14 protein-coding genes are annotated in these 19,333 nt (G+C 70.1%); 11 read left to right on the plus strand and 3 right to left on the minus strand.

Annotated elements, in window-relative coordinates; genetic code table 11:
- Positions 1 to 247: 247 nt before the first annotated feature.
- From ACFVT1_RS32510 to ACFVT1_RS32545, 8 genes are all read left to right on the plus strand, one after another.
- Positions 248 to 3,172: a Na+/H+ antiporter subunit A gene (locus tag ACFVT1_RS32510; protein WP_389801972.1), complete on the plus strand. Its 2,925-nt coding sequence runs from the start codon at positions 248 to 250 to the stop codon at positions 3,170 to 3,172.
- Positions 3,169 to 3,861: a Na(+)/H(+) antiporter subunit C gene (locus ACFVT1_RS32515; RefSeq protein ID WP_389801975.1), complete on the plus strand. Its 693-nt coding sequence runs from the start codon at positions 3,169 to 3,171 to the stop codon at positions 3,859 to 3,861. The genes ACFVT1_RS32510 and ACFVT1_RS32515 overlap by 4 nt, the downstream gene beginning before the upstream one ends.
- Positions 3,858 to 5,513 carry a Na+/H+ antiporter subunit D gene (locus ACFVT1_RS32520; protein WP_389801977.1) on the plus strand — a complete coding sequence of 552 codons (1,656 nt, stop codon included), beginning with the start codon at positions 3,858 to 3,860 and terminating at the stop codon, positions 5,511 to 5,513. Before ACFVT1_RS32515 ends, ACFVT1_RS32520 begins: the two co-directional genes overlap by 4 nt.
- Positions 5,510 to 6,133: a Na+/H+ antiporter subunit E gene (locus ACFVT1_RS32525; protein ID WP_389801979.1), complete on the plus strand. Its 624-nt coding sequence runs from the start codon at positions 5,510 to 5,512 to the stop codon at positions 6,131 to 6,133. Before ACFVT1_RS32520 ends, ACFVT1_RS32525 begins: the two co-directional genes overlap by 4 nt.
- On the plus strand, positions 6,130 to 6,492 hold the full coding sequence (locus tag ACFVT1_RS32530) for a monovalent cation/H+ antiporter complex subunit F (RefSeq protein WP_389801982.1): 363 nt from the start codon (positions 6,130 to 6,132) through the stop codon (positions 6,490 to 6,492). The genes ACFVT1_RS32525 and ACFVT1_RS32530 overlap by 4 nt, the downstream gene beginning before the upstream one ends.
- Entirely contained in the window at positions 6,489 to 6,842 is a 354-nt protein-coding gene (mnhG, locus tag ACFVT1_RS32535; protein ID WP_389801984.1) for a monovalent cation/H(+) antiporter subunit G, read from the plus strand. The genes ACFVT1_RS32530 and mnhG overlap by 4 nt, the downstream gene beginning before the upstream one ends.
- 317 nt (positions 6,843 to 7,159) lie before the next feature.
- Positions 7,160 to 8,014, plus strand: coding sequence for a hypothetical protein (locus ACFVT1_RS32540; protein ID WP_389801987.1), 855 nt, complete (start codon positions 7,160 to 7,162; stop codon positions 8,012 to 8,014).
- 311 nt (positions 8,015 to 8,325) lie between these two features.
- On the plus strand, positions 8,326 to 9,987 hold the full coding sequence (locus ACFVT1_RS32545) for a cytochrome bc complex cytochrome b subunit (protein WP_389801990.1): 1,662 nt from the start codon (positions 8,326 to 8,328) through the stop codon (positions 9,985 to 9,987).
- Between the two features lie 64 nt (positions 9,988 to 10,051).
- Here the strand turns inward: ACFVT1_RS32545 and ACFVT1_RS32550 are convergent, their stop codons facing one another.
- From ACFVT1_RS32550 to ACFVT1_RS32560, 3 genes are all read right to left on the minus strand, one after another.
- Positions 10,052 to 10,441, minus strand: coding sequence for a cytochrome c oxidase subunit 4 (locus ACFVT1_RS32550; protein WP_389801993.1), 390 nt, complete (start codon positions 10,439 to 10,441; stop codon positions 10,052 to 10,054).
- The gene (gene ctaD / locus ACFVT1_RS32555) at positions 10,438 to 12,120 is read right to left on the minus strand and encodes a cytochrome c oxidase subunit I (protein WP_389802015.1); all 1,683 of its coding nucleotides are present in this window, start codon (positions 12,118 to 12,120) and stop codon (positions 10,438 to 10,440) included. The genes ACFVT1_RS32550 and ctaD overlap by 4 nt, the downstream gene beginning before the upstream one ends.
- Positions 12,121 to 12,580: 460 nt before the next feature.
- Entirely contained in the window at positions 12,581 to 13,111 is a 531-nt protein-coding gene (locus tag ACFVT1_RS32560; protein WP_389802018.1) for a DoxX family protein, read from the minus strand.
- Positions 13,112 to 13,653: 542 nt separating this feature from the next.
- Between ACFVT1_RS32560 and ACFVT1_RS32565 the strand changes: the two genes are divergently transcribed.
- The 3 genes from ACFVT1_RS32565 to ACFVT1_RS32575 all read left to right on the plus strand — a co-directional run.
- A complete protein-coding gene (locus ACFVT1_RS32565) occupies positions 13,654 to 15,009 on the plus strand; it encodes a bifunctional folylpolyglutamate synthase/dihydrofolate synthase (RefSeq protein ID WP_389801996.1) in 1,356 nt (451 codons plus the stop codon).
- 134 nt (positions 15,010 to 15,143) lie between these two features.
- The gene (locus ACFVT1_RS32570) at positions 15,144 to 15,881 is read left to right on the plus strand and encodes a hypothetical protein (RefSeq protein WP_389801999.1); all 738 of its coding nucleotides are present in this window, start codon (positions 15,144 to 15,146) and stop codon (positions 15,879 to 15,881) included.
- Between the two features lie 543 nt (positions 15,882 to 16,424).
- Positions 16,425 to 19,333, plus strand: a 2,909-nt coding sequence (locus ACFVT1_RS32575) for a beta-ketoacyl synthase N-terminal-like domain-containing protein (RefSeq protein ID WP_389802002.1), incomplete at its 3' end; no start/stop codon positions are given.

Raw genomic sequence — 19,333 nt, forward strand, 5'->3', positions numbered from 1 at the left:
CGGGGTCTGTGGCGAGCACGAGCGAGCGCGAGGGTGCGGGAGAGGTCCGGTGGGAGAGCCGCCGGCCGGTGCCCGCGAGGGCCGGCGCGGGGTACCGGTGAACTTGGCGCGACGTGCCGGGCGCGGCGCGCCGTACGGGTGAAGCGGGTTCAGGGATATATCTCTATTTAGTGCCCTTTGTTCGTGATGCATCGTCCAGGCCCCGGACGCCCGACCGGGGCGGGCGCGGGACGCCCCCCGGGGCCGTATGACCGCGCTCATCGTCTGTCACTTCGTCCTGGCCGCCTGCGCGCGACCACTGGTACGAGCGCTGGGCAGGCGTGCCTTCGTCGTGCTCGCGCTGCCACCGGCCGCCGCCACCGGGTGGGCGGCCACGCAATGGAGCACCGCCGCATCCGGTGGCTCGGTCACCTGGTCGTGGCAGTGGATGCCGGCCTACGACGTCACCGCCGACCTTCGGCTCGACGCGCTCGCCGAGCTCATGGTGCTGCTCGCGGCCGGAATCGGCACGCTCGTCCTGCTCTACTGCGCCTCGTACTTCACCGACGGAACCCCTCAACTGGCCGGCTTCGCCGGGAACCTCCTCGCGTTCGCGGGCGCCATGCTCGCCCTGGTCCTCGCCGACGACCTGATCTCGCTCTATGTGTTCTGGGAGCTGACCACGGTTTTCTCGTACCTGCTGATCGGGTACGACAGCGAGCAGAGGCACAGCCGCCGCTCCGCGCTCCAGGCACTCGTCGTGACCGCGCTCGGCGGCCTCGCGATGTTCGTCGGTTTCCTGATCATCGGCCGGTCGGCGGGCACGTTCCGGATCTCCGCCATCCTCGCCGACCCGCCCGGGGCGAGCCTCGCCGTCTCGGTCGCGGTCGTGCTGATCCTGTGCGGGGCCCTGTCGAAGTCGGCGATCTGGCCGTTCAGCCTGTGGCTGCCGAACGCCATGGCCGCGCCCACCCCCGTCAGCGCCTATCTGCATGCCGCCGCGATGGTGAAGGCCGGTGTCTACCTGGTCGCCCGGCTCGCCCCCGGCTTCGCCGACGTGCCGGTCTGGCGGCCCGTCGTGATCGTCCTCGGTGCCGCGACCATGCTGCTCGGCGGCTGGCGGGCACTGCGCCTGAACGACCTCAAGCTCGTCCTCGCCTACGGCACCGTCAGCCAGCTCGGCTTCCTCACCCTGCTCGCCGGGGCCGGCAACCGGGACACGGCCCTGGCCGCCGCCGCCATGATCCTGGGCCACGCCCTGTTCAAGGCCCCGCTGTTCCTCGTCACCGGCATCGTCGACCACGCCGCCGGTACCCGCGATCTGCGCAAGCTCTCCGGCGTCGGCCGGGCGCTGCCGCACGTCTGCGCGGTCGCGGTACTCGCCGCCGCGTCCATGGCCGCCCTGCCCCCGCTGCTCGGCTTCGCCGCGAAGGAGGCCGCGTTCGACGCACTGCTGCACGGCGACACGGCCGACCGCTGGGCGCTGGGCGTCACGGTCGCGGGCTCGGCGCTGACCGTCGCGTACACCGTGCGGTTCATCTGGGGCGCCTTCGCCCGCAAACCCGGGGTCGAGGACACCCCGGTGCACCGGGTCGGCCCGGCGTTCCTCGCACCGCCCGCGCTGCTCGCGGTCGGCGGGCTGGTGCTCGGACCGGGTGCCGGATGGGTCGACCGGCTGCTCAGCGCGTACGCGGACACGTTCCCGCCGACCGCGCATCCCTACCATCTCGCGCTCTGGCACGGACTCGGGACGGCCCTGCTGCTCTCGGCCGTCGCCATGGCGGCCGGCGTGGTGCTCTTCATGGCCCGCACCACCGTGACCAGGCTGTCCCGGCGGATCGCCTGGCCGACCGCCGACAGTGTCTTCGGGCATCTGCTGCTCGGCCTGGAGCGGCTCTCCCTCCAGCTCACCGGCTTCGTCCAGCGCGGCTCGCTCTCCGTGTACCTCGCCACCACCCTGCTCGTGATGCTGGCCGGCCAGCTCACCGTCCTCGGTGTGGACCGGCCCTGGCACGGGGCGGTCGTCCCGAGGGCCTGGGACGTCCCGCTGCAGGGCGCCATCGCCGTGCTGACCTGCGCGGCCGCTCTCCTCTGCCTCACCGTCAGCCGGCGGATGAAGGCCGTGGTCCTGGCCGGGCTGACCGGATACGGCGCGGCGCTGCTGTTCGTCGTCCAGGGCGCTCCGGACCTGGCACTCACCCAGTTCTGCGTCGAGACCGTGTCGATGATCGTGTTCGTGCTGGTGCTGCGGCGGATGCCGGTGTACTTCCAGGAATCGGTCAGCGCCTGGCGGCGTGCCGCACGCATTCCGGTGGCGCTGGCAGCGGCGGCGACGCTCGGCGTCGTGGTCTGGGTCGCGGCGGCCGCCCGTACGGCACGCCCGGCGGGCGCGGCCATGGTGGAGGAGACCGCCCACCACGGCCTCAAGGACGTCGTGGCCACCATTCTGGTCGACCTGCGCGCCTGGGACACGATGGGGGAGTCCGCCGTGCTCGCCGCGGCGGCGATCGGGGTGACGAGCCTGATCTATCTGCACCGCCGCGCCGAGGGAGCGTCGCTGCGGGAAGAGGCGCGGGGGCGTACCGCCTGGTCGCTGACCGCTTCGGAGATGACGGGACTTCCGCACGGCGACGAAGGGGCGCCGGAGCGCGGCTGGCTCGCTGCCGGTGCCACGCTCGCCCCCGAGCACCGTTCGATCGTCTTCGAGGTCGTGGCCCGGCTGCTGTTCCACCCGGTCCTGGTGCTCTCGTTGTACCTGCTGTTCTGCGCCGAGAACATGCCGGGCGGCGGCTTCGTCGGCGGACTCGTCGCCGGACTCGCCCTGATCACTCGTTACCTGGCGGGCGGCCGCTTCGAACTCGCCGAGGCCGCGCCGCTGCAGCCCGGACTCTTCACCGGCCTCGGGTTGTTCATCTCCACCGGCGTCGCCCTGCTCGGTCTCATCGACGGAACGGTCCTGCACGCCTGGACCCACCACGGCAGGCTGCCGCTGATCGGTGAATACCACCTGGGCACCCCGATCCTCTTCGACTTCGGGGTCTATCTGCTGGTCCTGGGTGTGGTGCTGGACATCGTGCGCGCGCTCGGCGCCAAGATCGACCGGCAGATCGAGCGAGCGGCGTTCGAGAAGGCGGCGGCGAGCACCGGCACGCCACCGGGAGCGGCGCCCGGGACGGGAGGAAGCCCCGGATGACGGTCAGCGCCTCGCTCCTGGCCACCGCCGCGGTGCTGTGCGCGGTCGGCGGCATCCTCATGCTCACCCGGCCCCTCACCCGCATCCTGCTCGGCGCGGTGATCGCGAGCAACGGCATCAACCTGCTCGTCCTCGCCGCGACCGGATCGGCCGGCCGCGAACCGCTCCTCTACGGCGTCCCGCTGGGGCAGGTCACCGACCCCCTGCCGCAGGCCATCGCGCTGACCGCGATCGTCATCACCCTCGCCACCACGGCGTTCCTCCTCGCCATGGCCTACCGAAGCCACCAGCTGACCGGCACCGACGAGGTCCACGACGACCAGGAGGACCGGCGCATCGCACTGCGCTCCGAGGTGCTGGGGGAGCGGGACGAACTGCGCGAGCGGTACCGGGCCGCCTCCGACGTCACGGACGAGGAACGCGCCCGGTACCGCGAGGAGCGCCGCCGCCTGCGGGCCAGGCTGCGCGCCGACCGCGCACTCCAGGCCCGCGGCCGGTACGCCACGGGAGACCTCTGGCACGACGTACTGGGCGCGGACCCCGAGGACTACGCACAGGGCCGGTCCCGCCCCGACGCCGGCCCCGAGGACGATGCGCGGGGAACGTCCCGCCCCGACGCCGACGCGGACCCCGAGGGCCGCGCACAGAAACCTTCCCGCCCCGACGCCGACCCGGGAGACACCGGATGAACGCACTCGTCCCCCTGCCGGTGCTGCTGCCGCTCTGTGCCACCGGCCTGAGCCTCGCCGTCGGCACCCGGCTCAAGAAGATCCAACGCCTCGTCAGCGTCGCCGTGCTCACCGCCGTGCTCGGGCTCTCCGTCACGCTGATGATCGCCGCCGACACCCGCGGCCCGCTCACCGTCCACCTCGGGGACTTCGCGCCGCCGCTCGGCATCACCCTGGTCGCCGACCGGCTCTCCGGACTGATGCTGACCGTCTCCTCCGCCATCACGCTCTGCGTGCTGGTCTACTCCCTGGGCCAGGGCATGGCCGACCGGGACGAGGAAACACCCGTGGCGGTCTTCCACCCCGCGTACCTGATCCTGGTCGCCGGGGTCTCCTGCACCTTCCTCGCCGGTGACCTCGTCAATCTCTATGTCGGCTTCGAGATCATGCTGGTCGCCAGCTTCGTCCTGCTCACCCTCGGCGGCACCGGATCCCGCATCCGCGCGGGCTCCACCTACGTGATCATCTCGCTGTTCTCGTCGATGCTGTTCCTCACCGCCATCGCCATGACCTACGCGGCGACCGGCACCGCCAACCTCGCGCAGCTGGCCGGCCGGCTCGCCGCACTCCCGCTCGGGGTGCAGACCCTGATCCAGGCGATGCTGCTCACCGTCTTCGCCATCAAGGCCGCCGTCTTCCCGCTCGCCGCCTGGCTCCCCGACTCCTATCCGACCGCGCCCGCCCCCGTCACCGCGGTCTTCGCCGGTCTGCTCACCAAGGTCGGCGTGTACTGCATGCTGCGCACGGAGACCCTGCTCTTCCCCGGCAACCGGCTCGGCGACCTGCTGATGGCAGCCGCGCTCGCCTCGATGGTCGTCGGCATCCTCGGAGCCGTCGCCCAGACCGACCTGAAGAGGCTGCTCTCCTTCACCCTCATCAGCCACATCGGCTACATGGTCTTCGGCATCGGCCTCGCCACCCGGGACGGGTACGGCGGCGCGATCGTCTACGTCGCCCACCACATCACCGTCCAGACCACACTCTTCCTGGTGGCCGGGCTCATCGAACGCCGGGGCGGCACCAACGAACTCACCCGGATCGGCGGACTGGCCAAGGCGTCCCCGCTGCTCGCCGTCCTCTTCTTCGTGCCCGCCATGAACCTGGCCGGTATCCCGCCGCTGTCCGGCTTCATCGGCAAGCTCGGGCTGATGCGGGCCGGGGTCGCCGACGGCAGCGTGTGGGCGTGGCTCCTCGTCATCGGGTCGGCGGTGACCAGCCTCCTCACGCTGTACGTGATGGCCAAGGTCTGGAACCTGGCGTTCTGGCGGGCCGCGCCCCCGGGACAGGTCGTGGCCGGCACCGTTCTGGAGGCCGATTCCGACGAGGAGGACAACGACGCCGACGCGGGCCCCGACCACATCCGCGGCAGCGGCGACGAACCGGTCCGCCACCGCCATCAGCCCGCCGGGCTCGCGGTCGCGGCCACCCTGCACGGACACGCCGTCACCACCACGACGCAACTGCCGCGGCCGATGACCGCGGCCACCGCGGCAGCCGTCGCCCTCGGACTCGCCTTCACCGTGTTCGCCGGTCCGCTGACCTCCTACACCGACCGCGCGGCCGCCGAACTCATCGCACGCACCCCCTACGTGGAGGCGGTGCTCGGCCGGTGAAACGCCTCGTCAAGCTGTCCTTCCGGAACAAGGACCTGCCCCCCTTCAGCTGTGAGTTCGGCGGCCGGGGACGCGTGCTGGACCTCCCGCTGATCGCCTGGCTCACCTTCATCTGGGTGCTGCTCTGGTCCAGCCTGAACTGGGCCAACATCCTGATCGGCGCGGTCGTCGCGGTCGCGGTCTGCCTGGCGTTCCCGCTGCCCCGGGTCGACCTCGGGCTCCGCCTGCACCCGTGGGGCATCATCATGCTCGCCGGCTATCTGCTCTACGACATGTACACCTCCGGCGTACGGGTCACCCGGCAGATCTTCGTCGACCACCCGCACCGGGCCGCCGTCATCGCCGTACCGCTGCGGTGCCGCTCGGACCTGATGCTCGCGGCCACCGCCGTCGCGGTGTCGAACGTGCCCGGCGGGTCGATCGTCGAAGTCCGCCGCGCCACCGCCACCGTCTTCCTGCACGTCCTCGACGCGGACAGACCCGCCGTACTCGACGCGGCGCGGCGCTCGGTATGGCGGATCGAGGAGCTGACCGTACGGGCCTTCGGCACGTCCGACGAGATCGCCCGCGTCGCCGAACCGCCCCCACCGATTGGACCCGGCAGGGGGGAGGGCGGGTGAGCGCGCCGGAGACCGTCGACCGGGTGCTGCTCACCGCGGCCGTCGTCGTGATCGTCATCGCCGGAGCGGGGCTCCTCACCCGGATCTGGCGAGGCCCTTCCATGCTGGACCGGGCCATCTCGCTGGACGTGTGCGCCGCCCTCATCATCGCGGGCCTGGGTGCCAAGTCCGCCTTCGCGCGCGACCCGTTCTACTTCCCGATCATGCTGGTGCTGGCCTTCCTCGGCTTCACGGGATCGGTCGGCATCGCACGATTCATCGCCGCGCGCGACCGGCCGGCGCTGCGAGCAGACGCGGTCGGAACCGAGCGCGGCGACGGAAGCGGCGGTACGGACGGGACCGAGGGGGACGCGCGATGACCATCTGGTTCCAGATCCTCGACACGGCCGGTGCGGCACTGGTGTTCATCGGTGCGGCGATCTGCCTGCTCGGTGTGATCGGAATGCTGCGGCTGCCGGACGTGCTGTCCCGCAGCCATGCCGCCACCAAACCGCAGACCCTCGGCATGCTCCTGGTCCTCGCCGGGGTGGCCCTGCGGCTGCGCAGCGGCATGGACCTCGCCACCCTCGCGCTGATCGGGTTCTTCCAGCTGATGACCGGCCCGGTCGCCGCCCACCTGGTGGCGCGATCCGCCTACCGGACCGGCCAGATCGACCACGGCGAACTGCTCTTCGACGAACTGGACGAGCAACTGACCGAGGAGAACTGAGATTGCCGCCGTGCGGGGCGCACGGCGCCGCGTCCAACGGCGGACGGCAGGCGGCCGAGGGCGACCCCGATGGGTCCACGAACGGGCGTCGCCGGGGGACGGGTGCCCCGGCCCCGTCCCGGCCCCGTCCCGGCCCCGTCCCGGCCCTGCCCCTGCCCCTGCCCTGCCCCTGCCCTGCCCCGGCCCCGTCCCGGCCCTGCCCCTGCCCCGGCCCTGCCCCTGCCCCGGCCCTGCCCCGGCCCCGCGCCGGGACGACGGCTGGACTCCCCGACGGGTTTCTCCCACACGCGGGTGGCACCCGCGACTAGCCTCCGACCATGCTGCGTATCGCCGACACCCGCACCGGTCACCTCGTCGAAATCCCCGCCGCGCCCCGCCGTCTGCTGCGCAGCTGTGTCCATCTGCCGGCCATCGCCACCGGGACCGGCACCGGGATCGGTCCGGTGCACCTGCGTGTGCCGCTGGTCGGTGACGTACTGGCACGCACCGCGGAGCTGAACGGCCTCCAGGTCGTCACGGTCCTCACCACCCCGGAGCTGACCCCCGACCAGACCACGGCGCTCGACCGGGTCATGGCGGTGCTCGGCATCCATCCCCCCGTCGTCGTCGGAGCCCACCACCCGGACGCGGCACTCGGCGGCCCCGCCGACGTGCACGTGGTCGCCCAGGGCGCCGACATCGGTGATGCCACGGGCGGGGGCCGGATCGAGGTGGGCCGGGTCGGTACGGTCCTGCTGGAGGAGGGCGTCCCCGACCCCGGCCATCTCCTCTCCCCGGACCGGCCGGACGTACTCGTGCCCGAGACCGCCGATCCCCTGGCGGTACGGTTGCTGCTACTCCACCGTCCCTACGCCACGCCGGTCACGGTCACCGGTGCGGCGCTGGCCGAGGCCCGGCGGACGCTGCGGCAATGGCGCCGGCAGGTGGCCGACTGGGCGCAGGAGCCGTCCCGGCCGATCCCCGCCGATCTGCTGCGGGAGTCACACGCGGCGCTCGTCGACGACCTCGATGTCGCCGCCGTACTGGACCTGCTCGCCGATGTGGCGGAACGCTCCGATGTGCCGTCCGGCGCCAAGTTCGAGACCTTCGCCCACCTCGACCGGGTCCTCGGCCTGGACCTCGTCCGCGACGTCGGCCACCAGCACATCCCGGAACGGCCGGCACCCCGCTGAAACACAACGAGGCATTACCTTCTTCGTCCCGGCCGCAGCCGCCCGCGTAAGGGCTGTCCCAGAGGGTGCCGACCGGGGAATGGGCCGACCGTGGCGGTGTACGCGGGATTCGGCGCCGGCCCCGGGAGAATGCTGCCCCGGAAGAATCGAGCGGCGCGCGGCCCGTGCCGATGCGGCAGGAAGGCCGTGCCCATGTTCTGCCTAATGCGGGAACGGTGCTCCCCCGACCGCGCATAGTGCCGATATCCGTCCGTGCCCCGGGCGCTGCCGCTGCCCCCACACGGCTCGCAAGAGGAAAGGAGCTGACGGATTTGATGTTCCGCAGACGAAGGCAAAGGATGGAACGGAAGGTCCGTCAGGCAGCCGTTGCCGGATACGTTGCGATGGATCGCCGGGCGCCGGTGTCCGAGGCGGGCGGAGCGCTCCTGCGCAAGGCATTTCCCGACCACTGGTCTTTTCTGCTGGGTGAACTCGCCCTGTACAGCCTCATCGCTCTCGTGGTGACGGGCAGCTACCTCACCCTGTTCTTCGACCCGGGCATGGAGCAGGAAATCTACGAGGGCTCGCACGTCCCTCTGCAAGGAGTTCTGGTCTCACAGGCGTACGCGACGACGCTGGACATCAGCTTCGACGTGCGGGGCGGGCTGCTGATTCGTCAGATGCATCACTGGGCGGCCCTCATCTTCGTCGCCGCGTTGGGCGTGCACCTGCTCCGGGTCTTCTTCACCGGTGCGTTCCGCAGGCCCCGCGAGATCAACTGGATGATCGGCGTCACGTTGTTCATGCTTGCCCTGGTGGAGGGATTCGCCGGGTATTCCCTGCCGGACGACCTGTTGTCCGGTACCGGGTTGCGCACCGCCTACACGATCGTGACCGCTATTCCCGTTGTCGGCACCTACCTGGGTTTCTTCCTGTGGGGCGGGAGTTTTCCGGGCGATGTCATCATTCCGCGACTCTATATCGTTCATGTGTTGTTCGTGCCCGGCGTGTTGATCGCCCTGGTCGTCGTGCATCTGCTGCTGGTCGTCTACTTGAAGCACACGCAATGGTCGTCCCGGGGAAAGACCAATCGAAATGTCGTCGGGCAGCCGATGTTCCCGCATTTCACCGCGAAGTCCGCGGGCCTGAGCCTGATGGTCGTCGGTGTCCTTTCCTGGCTGGGGGCCGCCGTCCAGATCAACCCCGTCTGGAGCTATGGCCCCTACCGCACCGACCACGTCTCCACCGGCTCGCAGCCGGACTGGTACGTGGGCTTCCTGGAGGGCGCGCTGCGGGTGATGCCGCCCTGGGAGACCACAGCGGTCGGGCACACCATCATGTGGAATGTCCTGCTGCCCGCTGTGGTGCTGCCCGGAGTGCTCTTCATGGTCCTCTACCTGTACCCGTACTTCGAGAGATGGGTGACAGGTGACCTGATGGAGCATCACTTGTGCGACCGGCCGCGCGACCGCCCCACTCGTACGGGTCTGGGCGTGGCGGCGATCGTCTTCTACGCGGTCCTGCTCGTCGCGGGGGGCAATGACGTGAGCGCGTTCATCTTCCGCGTCTCCGTCGAAACACTGACCTGGATCCTCAGGACCGCCCTGATCGCGGGCCCGGTGATCGCCTTCATGGTCACCAAGCGCGTGTGCCTGGCCATGCAAGCGCATGACCGCCGGCTGCTGGAGGAGGGCGAGGCGAAAGGCAGAGTGAGCCAGAGTGTCTACGGGCGGATCAGCGACAGCCATCAACCGCTGTCCGCCGAACGGCGCTACCGGTTGCTGGTCAGGGACGTCCCGCGGCCGTCGGCCCCGCCGCGCACGCGGGCATCGCACACGGCCGGACTCCGCTCCGCGCTGAGCACCTGGTACTACCGCGATCGGGTCGACATGCCGGCGACGGCGAAGGAACGCGCGCGGATCGCGGAGCTGGTGAAGGACCCGGCCGCCGCAACGGAGGAGAAGCCGACCGCGGGGGCGGACAAGGAGCGCTGACAGCGCTCCCGTACCGGGCCGGCGCCGGGCGGGCCCGACCACGCACCGTCCGGGACACCAGGCGTCAGTCGTCGCGTCCGGCGAACTGAAAGGTCATCCCGAAGACGCCGGCGAGTGCGATGCCGAGCCCGATGAGGAAGAGCCACAGCCCGTACACGATGCCGAGACTCAGCAGTGCCATACCGGCGGCCGTCAGTGCCGGGAAGAAGCTGTGCGGCGGAAAGAAGTCCAGCACACCGGTGCGTTCCTGGATCTGGGAATCCCGGCGGTCTTCGGGCCTTTCGCCCTTGCGGCGGTAGTTCATGGCGCAGAAGAACGAGATCACCGCCGACATGGCGAAGGACACCGTGAGAGCGGTTCCTCCCACGGGCTCACGGGCGAACACGATGTAGGCCGCGTCGGTAAGGAGAAAGAACAGCGCGACACCCGCGAAGAGATACGCCTCGGATTTCATTCGCCAGGTCCTCCGGACGTATCAGACGTATCAGGGGTCGGCACCTCACGATCAGTGGTCCCCGACCGGGGCACCTCGGGGTGGTGGAGGTCGAAGGCGGGGGAGTCGGAGCGGATCCGTGGCAGTGCCTCGAAGTTGTGCCGCGGCGGCGGACAGGAGGTCGCCCACTCCAGCGACCGGCCGAACCCCCACGGATCGTTCACGTCGACCCTCGCCGCGTGCTTGGCGGTCCTCCAGACGTTGTACAGGAAAGGAAGGGTGGAAAGGCCGAGCAGGAAGGCACCGATCGACGAGATCGTGTTGAGGGCGGTGAAGCCGTCGGCCGCGAGGTAGTCCGCATAACGTCGAGGCATTCCGCTCTCGCCCAGCCAGTGCTGGACCAGAAAAGTGGTCTGGAAGCCGACGAACAGCGTCCAGAAATGAATCTTGCCGAGGCGTTCGTCAAGCATTCGCCCGGTCATCTTGGGCCACCAGAAGTAGAACCCGGCGAACGTGGCGAAGACGATGGTGCCGAAAAGAACGTAGTGCAGGTGGGCCACGACGAAGTAGGAATCGGTGAGGTGGAAGTCCATGGGGGGTGAGGCGACGAGCACGCCGCTCAGCCCGCCCAGGAGGAAGGTGACGAGAAAACCGATCGACCAGAGCATCGGCGTCTCGAACGTGAGGCTCCCTCCCCACATCGTGCCGATCCAGTTGAAGAACTTGACCCCGGTCGGCACCGCGATGAGGAACGACATCAGCGAGAAGAACGGCAGCAGAACCGCGCCCGTCGCGAACATGTGGTGCGCCCACACCGCCGCGGACAGCATGGTGATGGCGATCGTCGCCCCCACCATGCCGATGTACCCGAAGACGGGTTTGCGACTGAAGACGCTGATGATTTCGGTGACCACGCCGAAGAACGGCAGTGCGACGATATATACCTCCGGGTGGCCGAAGAACCAGAAGAGGTGCTGCCACAGCAGCGCACCTCCATTGGCCGGGTCGTAGACGTGCGCGCCGAACTTCCGGTCCGCCATCAGCGCCAGCAGAGCCGCCGTCAGCACGGGAAACGCCAGCAGCGCGAGAATGGAGGTGAAGAGGATGTTCCACGTGAAGATCGGCATGCGGAACATCGTCATGCCGGGGGCGCGCAAGCTGACGATGGTGGCGATGAAATTCACCGAACCCAGCGTCGTACTCAGCCCGGCCAGGACGAGCCCCATGGCCCAGAGGTCCCCACCGGCTCCCGGGGAGTGGATGGCATCGTTCAGCGGAGCGTAGGCGAACCATCCGAAGGAGGCGGCGCCACTCGGAAGCAGGAGTCCCGAGACGACGATCAGGCCGCCGAAGAGATAGAGCCAGTACGTCAGCGCGTTGAGGCGCGGGAACGCGACATCCGGCGCGCCGATCTGAAGCGGCATGACGGCGTTCGCGAACCCGGCGAACGTGGGAGTCGCGAACAACAGCATCATGACGGTGCCGTGGATGGTGAACAGCTGGTTGTACTGATCCGGACTCACGATCTGGAGCCCCGGCCGCGCCAGCTCCGCGCGCATCAGCATCGCCAGGATGCCGGCGAGCAGGAAGAATCCGAACGCCGTGGCCAGGTACATGTTGCCGATCGTCTTGTGATCGGTTGTGGACAGGTAGTTTCTGATCCTGATCCCCGAACTCACCCGTGGATTCGGGCCGTCCAGGGGTGTGCGCGTGTATGGCCGGTCCAGCTCTGTCACGGCGCCTCCAGAGATGCCGGGTGAACGGCGGGGGCAGCTCACCACCGCGCCTGGTGACCAGCCGCGGTCGGCCCATCGGAAACCTGCCTGGGGACGGCCGGGCCTACGACTCGCCGCTCGACCGTCATACCAAGTGACGCGCGCGCCGGACACGCACCGCGCGGAGACCACCTCCCGTTTGCATCCCTGCGGGGTGCACGGGTCAACAGGGTGCACCCCGCGCACGGGGTGCACGGGGCAACAGGGGGGTGGGCGGGGCGGTGACTGATTCCGATCGGCGGCCGCCTGCTCGCTCACCGGCCCCGACGCCGTACGGCTGCGGAACCGCCCCCGGACTCACCGGCGGTGCGGCAGGCCGGCTGCACGCAGGGTGCGGGCGTCTGATGGGCCGGAACGATCCGCGTCACCCTCTTCTGTCCGGAATTCAAAGGCTCAGGACGACGGCGGCGCCGATGCCGCCGGCACACAGGGCGAAGGCGGCTTCCGGCCAGCCGCCCTTCCCCCAGCGGAAGGGTCTGTCGAGGGCGAGCCGCCCGGGGCCGATGGCGGCGACGGCCAGTGCCACGACCGCGATGCACACGTTGTACTCGACGCCGCCTTCTGTCTCCCACAGGCCGTGTACCGCGGTGACGGTCACCATGGCATTGATCATTACGCCGATCAGTACGGCCGACGCCAGTGGGGTGAACAGTCCCAGAGCCAGACCGAGGCCGCCGAAGAACTCGGAGGCGCCGCCGACGGCGGCGTACACCACTCCGGGGCGGTAGCCCAGATCGGCGAAGCCCCTGCCCGTTGCGGTGAGACCTTCACCGCCGAATATTCCGAAGAGTTTCTGACACCCGTGTCCTGCCATGAGGAGGCCGAAGGTGATCCTGACAAGGAGCAGACCGCAGTCGCCGGCGGAGACCGAAGGCGTTGCCGGCACGCGGGCCGCCGACCGGGGCGGGGCACGCAGCTTCTCATTGATGAACTTCACCGGAGGCTCCTTCTCTGCTCCGACGCCCCGGGGCGGTGCCGACCGACCGCCCGGGACACGGCAGGACCGGCCGCACGGCGGCGCCCGGAGCGCACGCCGGGCACGGAGTAAACGCGCGGCGCTGCCGGGAGGAAGCCGAACCGAAGAGAACCAGCTGGGCTGTCGACCCCCGGTCGGGCCGCCGGTCGTTTCACATTGAATCAAGTGGCTTCAGGTTGTCATTCCAAGCCTTACCCCTTCCCCAGCCGGTCTCGACCCCGGAGCGGGGAAGCGCGCGCGGTATCAGCAGGTGTCAGGAGGAGGGGCCGCCCCTGCCGCAGTCCCTCGGGCGGCACATCGCCGGCTGAGACCAGGGTTCGGGGCGCGGCCGTGTCCGTCCGTCCGGGGGCTGGGCAGTCGAAGTACAGGAAGCAGCACCGGGACCGACCAAGTCGGGCCGCCGCGGCGGACCGCCCCGCGCAGGAGCAACTCGCCTGCGTGGCAAGGCATCTGACCGGTGCTCGGAGGGGCATCATCATGGGATGGATTACCAGGAATGCGTGAACATCCTTGAAAGGATGCACGAGAATCCCCATGGTCTGCCCCGGTCGGTGCGGCAGGCGAACGTTCCCGGACTGCTGGAGGTGCTGGGGCATCCCGAGCGCGGATTGCGCGGGATGCTGGTGGTCGGGACGAACGGCAAGGGATCGACCTGCGCGTTCGCGGTGTCGGCCGTGACCGCCACCGGCGCACGGGTGGGCAGCATGCCCAGCCCGCACCTGCAGGAGCCGAGGGAGCGGATCCGGATCGACGGGGTTCCTGTCACGCGCGCCGAGTACACCGCGGCATTCTCCGAGGTGTGGCAGGCCATCGAGCGGCACGGACTGCCCGTGCTGGCTCAGGGCATCTTCGCGGCAACCGCAGCCGTGCACTTCCGCCGGGCGGGCGTGCCCCTGGCGGTGGCCGAAGCGGGCATCGGCGGGAGCAGGGCCGCGGCCAGGGAGCTCGGCATGGACGTGAAGGTCGTCACCGGCATCGGCCTCGATCACATCAGGCTGCTCGGAGGGTCCTTGGCGCAGATCGCCCGGGCCAAGGTCGCAGCCGCGCAGGACGGGGACCACGTGGTCCTGGGACGGCTCGCCCCCGAGGCGGCCACCGCCGCGGAGCAGGTCCTTGCGGAGCGGGCCGGACTCTCGGTGTGGCGCATGGACCGCGAGATCCACTACACCGCCCGCACCGTCGGCAGCGCCGACGACGGCGGCCCGGTGACACGGGTCGACGTCACCACCCCCCGTGCCACGCACCGCGACCTCCCCTGCCCGCTGCCCGGTGCACACCAGCACCACAACCTCGCGGTCGCCATCGCCGCGGTGGACGCGATGGCCGAGCGCGGCCACATCCGCGAGCCGGAGAGCGAACGGCTTTGCGAACGACTGGCTGCCACACGCTGGCCCGGCCGTCTCGAACTCGTCCCCGACGCCCGGTTGGACGAGTGGACCGGCCGTGTCCTTCTCGACGGCGCCACCAACCCGCAGGGCGTCACCACCGTCGCTCCGGAGATCCTGCGTCACGCCCACGCTGACGGCCGCCCAGGACCGTCACCCGTACTGGTCTTCTCCGCGACGAAGGACAAAGACGTCGCCGCCATGCTGGCCCCGCTTCCCTCCCACTGGCCCCTGGTTCTCACCCGCACCGACTTCCACCAGGCCGCCGCCCCCACCACCTTGCGCGACAGCCTCGCCTCCGCCGGCCGAGGCTCCTGCCTCACCGCCGAAGACACCCCCTCGGCGTTGCGCCGGGCCGCCGAACTCGCGGGCCCCGGCGGCCTGATCGTCGTCCTCGGCTCGCACCGCCTCGTCGGTGAGACCCGCACCGAGCTCAACCTGCCGCCTCTTTGACGTCCGTACCGGCGGCCGAGGACCTACGGCACCGGCACGCCGGCCGGGCCTCTGCGAACCCGGGTTCACACTGCGGAAGTACGCGGGATCACCGGCCCGAGCTCGTCGACGCAGACGACCGTGGCGGCCCACGGGTGGAGATCTTCTCTGCCACCGCCGCCACCGCCGCCACCGCCGCCATGCAGCGTGAGGCCCACGAGGCCGGCAGCAACCCTCTGACTCGTCTGCCCGGCAGCGGACCGAAACAGGACTACACGGCACAGCTCGGCAGTTATGATCCGGACAACCTGACCGAGCACCAGCGCGCCGTCGTGGAGGAGTCCCTCCAGGACCCCGGGCGGAACATCTTCATCGCGTCCGAATACCTGGCGCAACTCAAAGAGGAGGGTGAGTTCGCCAACGTGCCCGCAGAGGAGATGGCGTCAGCCCAGTACCAAGAACTTGCCGCGCGGTACGACGGTGGGCCCTACTGGGAGGGCGACAAGGCCCAGGCGTACGGCCGGGGATTCAAACGGCCTCGACAACGCCAGGAAAGTACTGCGCTGATGTCCGACCAGTTCGAAACCACACGTGCGCCCGGGGACGACAGCGGCTGCCTTCGACGGGTCATGGCTGTACCGCTGACACTCCTCTATGCGATCGCAGCATTCTGTTGCTGTACGGCGCTGATCACTCGCCCTTCGGGGAGCTGGGACCAGGACGCGTACGGTGCGATCACACTGATGTGCTTTCTCGCCATCGTGGTCAGCGGCCTCGGACTGCTCGTCACGGTCGTCCCTCCCACGGTTCGGCGCGCGATGGGCCCCTGGTGGCTGGCGCCGCCGCTGATGCTCAGTGCGATCGCGGTGGCCTGGTGGGTTTTGGGAGGCTGATGGCTGTCCTGTGAGGGGGCGGCCTTCAGGCCGGCCGGGACCACCTGGCGCATCGGATGCCGGGGCGGGATTTCGAGCTGGTGCTGCCCCGCGCTCCCGGGGCCGTCCTACGGATCGAGGTGTCCGACGCGCACGGTGAGCGGCGGCCGGCCGCACCGGCAGCCCCGGCCGGTCCGGGCCCGCCAAGGAATGCGGCAGGGGCCTCGGGGCGGTCTCGACGGGTAGGTGCCGTTGCCGCCCTCGGCCCTGCCCGACGCGGGCGGTCCACGGCGCGTCGTGGCTGTACCCGCCGCTCGAATGCGGGTCCGGACGGCCCACGCAACCGACAGGCTCCACACCCTCCGAATCCAGGCTGACCAGCCACTCCGAACATCCCGACAACCCGCACCGTCCCACCGGCGAAGTGGAGCCCGGCGCCCACCCGACGCGACAACCGGGCCATCATCCTGCCCCAAACGGAATTCCCCGCTCTGAACTAACAGCAAGAGCCAGTAAGCGAATTGACGGACCATCATGCACGATCGAGGCTAGACTGAGCCGCGTATGGCGCACTCTGATGGCTGGAGTCAGATGACCTACCCCTCGTTCTCGGACGTGCTGGCGGCTCGGGAGGCTCAGCAGCCCGAGCGCATCGTCTATCGGTTCCTGGAGACCGGGGACGTCGACGGGGATGTCACCGAACTGTCCTACGGCGAGCTCGGGCGCCGGGTGCGGTCGATCGCGGCTTTCCTGCGGGAGCGCGGGCGGGCCGGCCGGCGGGCGCTGCTGCTGTACCCGCCGGGGCTGGAGTTCGTCAGCGGTTTCCTCGGCTGCCTGGCCGGCGCGGTCGTGGCCGTGCCTGCGCCGCTGCCGCGGCCGGGGGACGTCGACCGGTCGCTACGTCGGCTGCGCCAGGTGGTTGCCGACGCGGGCATCGACACCGTGCTGTCAACCAGGTACGTCATCGACGGCGTCGGTGCCGCGGTCGAGTCCCTGCCGGAGCTGGCCGGGCTGACCTGGGTGGCCACCGAGGAAATACCGGACGACACCACGCCCTGGCACCGGCCGGCGCTTGAAGCGGACTCGGTCGCGTTCCTCCAGTACACCTCCGGCTCGACGAGTGCCCCGCGCGGAGTCGTGGTCACCCACGGCAACCTCCTGCACAATCAGCAGGCGATCGCCGAAGTCATGGGCCACACGCCCGAACTGGCCGCTTCGTGGGACGGCGTGCTCACGGTCAGCTGGCTGCCCATGTTCCACGACATGGGACTGATCGGTCCCGTGCTGCAGACCGTGTACACCGGGATGAGCTCTGTCCTGTTTTCGCCGCTGCACTTCCTGGAACGGCCCCAGCGGTGGCTCACCGCGGTGTCGCACTACCGGGCGCACACCAGCGGCGGACCCAACTTCGCCTACGAACTCGGCGCACGCCGCGCCTCGCCGGAGTGGGTGGACAGCCTCGATCTCGGGTACTGGCGCGTGGCCTTCAACGGCGCGGAGCCGGTGCGGGCGGACACGCTGCGGCGGTTCGCGGACCGGTTCGCGTCGGCGGGTTTCCGGCCGGAAGCTCTGCAACCGGTCTACGGTCTGGCCGAGGCGACCCTGTTGGTGAGCGGGACCGCGATCGGGAGTGCGCCGACCGTGGTCGAGCGGCCGCGGGCCGACGGCGACCGGCGGGGGGCCGAGGTGGTCGGAGCGGGCAAACCGCCCAGCGGGGTGTCGGTGGTGATCGCCGACCTCACCGCCAACGGCGAGTGCGCCGAGGGCGAGGAAGGCGAGATCCGGGTCGCCGGACCGAGTGTCGCACGTGGGTACTGGGGTGACGAGCAGGCCACCCGCGAGGTCTTCGGCGGCGGGCGCGCAGGCTACCTGCGAACGGGAGACCTCGGTTTCGTCCGGGCCGGGGAACTCTTCGTCACCGGCAGGCACAAGGACCTGCTGGTGATCGACGGGGTGAACCACTACCCGCAGGATCTGGAGCTGACCGTGGAGGGCGCGCACGGCGCGGTCCGTCCAGGTTGCGTGGCGGCGTTTTCGGCCGACGGTGGTGTCGACGGGGAACAGCCGGTCGTGGTGGCCGAGGTGAAACCCGGGGCAGGGGAACCGGCGGAGATCGAAGAGCGTATCCGGCGGGCGGTGAGCGCCGGACACGGGCTGGCGCTGCGAGACGTGGTCCTCATCCCGCCGCGCACCATCTTCAAGACGAGCAGCGGCAAGATCCAGCGGCACGCCTGCCGCGCGGCCTATCTCGACGGTGGGTACGAGACCGACGCGCGTGCGCGGAGCGAGGAACCGCCCGCCACCACGGCAGCGGTCGTGACCCCGGAGTCGGTTCGGCTCTGGCTGGTCGAAGCCATCGCTGCGCAGGCGAACCTGGCTCCTGAACGGGTGGAAGCGGACCGCCCACTGGCGGAGTTCGGCCTCGGCTCCCGCGGTCTTGTGGAGCTGGTCGGCAGGCTTTCGGAGTTCCTGGGCCGCCGGTTCGACCCGAGCCTGCTGTTCGAGCACCCGACGATCAGCGCGGTGGTCGACGCCGTGTTCCCGGCGGCCCGGTCCGCCGAGGCCGTGCCGTCGGTGGTTGTGGTGGACGACCCGGTTGTGGTGGGCGACCCGGTTGTGGTGGTGGGCGTGGGGTGTCGGTTGCCTGGTGGTGTGGTGTCGATGGATGGCCTGTGGGAGTTGGTTGCCAAGGGTGGGGATGCGACGTCGGAGGTGCCTGCGGATCGTGGGTGGGGGGTTGGGGGGTCGGTGTGGCGTGGTGGTTTTCTGGAGGGGGTCGCGGAGTTTGATGCGGGGTTCTTCCGGGTCGGTCCGCGTGAGGCGTCGGCGATGGATCCCCAGCAGCGGTTGATGCTGGAGGTGTCGTGGGAGGCGCTGGAACGGGCGGGGATCGATCCGGGTTCACTGGCGGGCAGTGCGACCGGCGTGTACACCGGCGTGACCTATTCCGACTACATCACGGGCTTCGCCGGCGACGCGCCTCAGGAGGTCGCCGACTACCTCAGCGACAACGGCACGAGCAGTGTCGCGTCGGGCCGGGTGGCGTATGTGCTGGGGTTGGAGGGTCCGGCGGTGACGGTGGACACGGCGTGTTCGTCGTCGTTGGTGGCGTTGCATCTGGCGGCGCAGGCGGTTCGGTCGGGAGAGTGTTCCCTGGCACTTGCCGGTGGTGTCACGGTGATGTCCACGCCCGCCGCCATCGACGGAATGGCGCGCAAACGCGGACTCTCCCCGGATGGCCGGTGCAGGGCGTTTGCGGAGGGGGCGGATGGCACTGGTTTTGCCGAGGGTGCTGGTGTGGTGGTGGTGGAGTGTCTTTCGGATGCGGTGCGGTTGGGGCATCCGGTGCTGGCGGTGGTGGCTGGTTCGGCGGTCAATCAGGATGGGGCGAGTAATGGGCTGACGGCGCCGAACGGTCCTGCGCAGGAGCGGGTGATTCGGCGTGCGCTGGCGAATGCGGGGTTGCAGGCGTC

The organism is Streptomyces sp. NPDC057963, assembly GCF_042887155.1.
Lineage (GTDB): Bacteria > Actinomycetota > Actinomycetes > Streptomycetales > Streptomycetaceae > Streptomyces.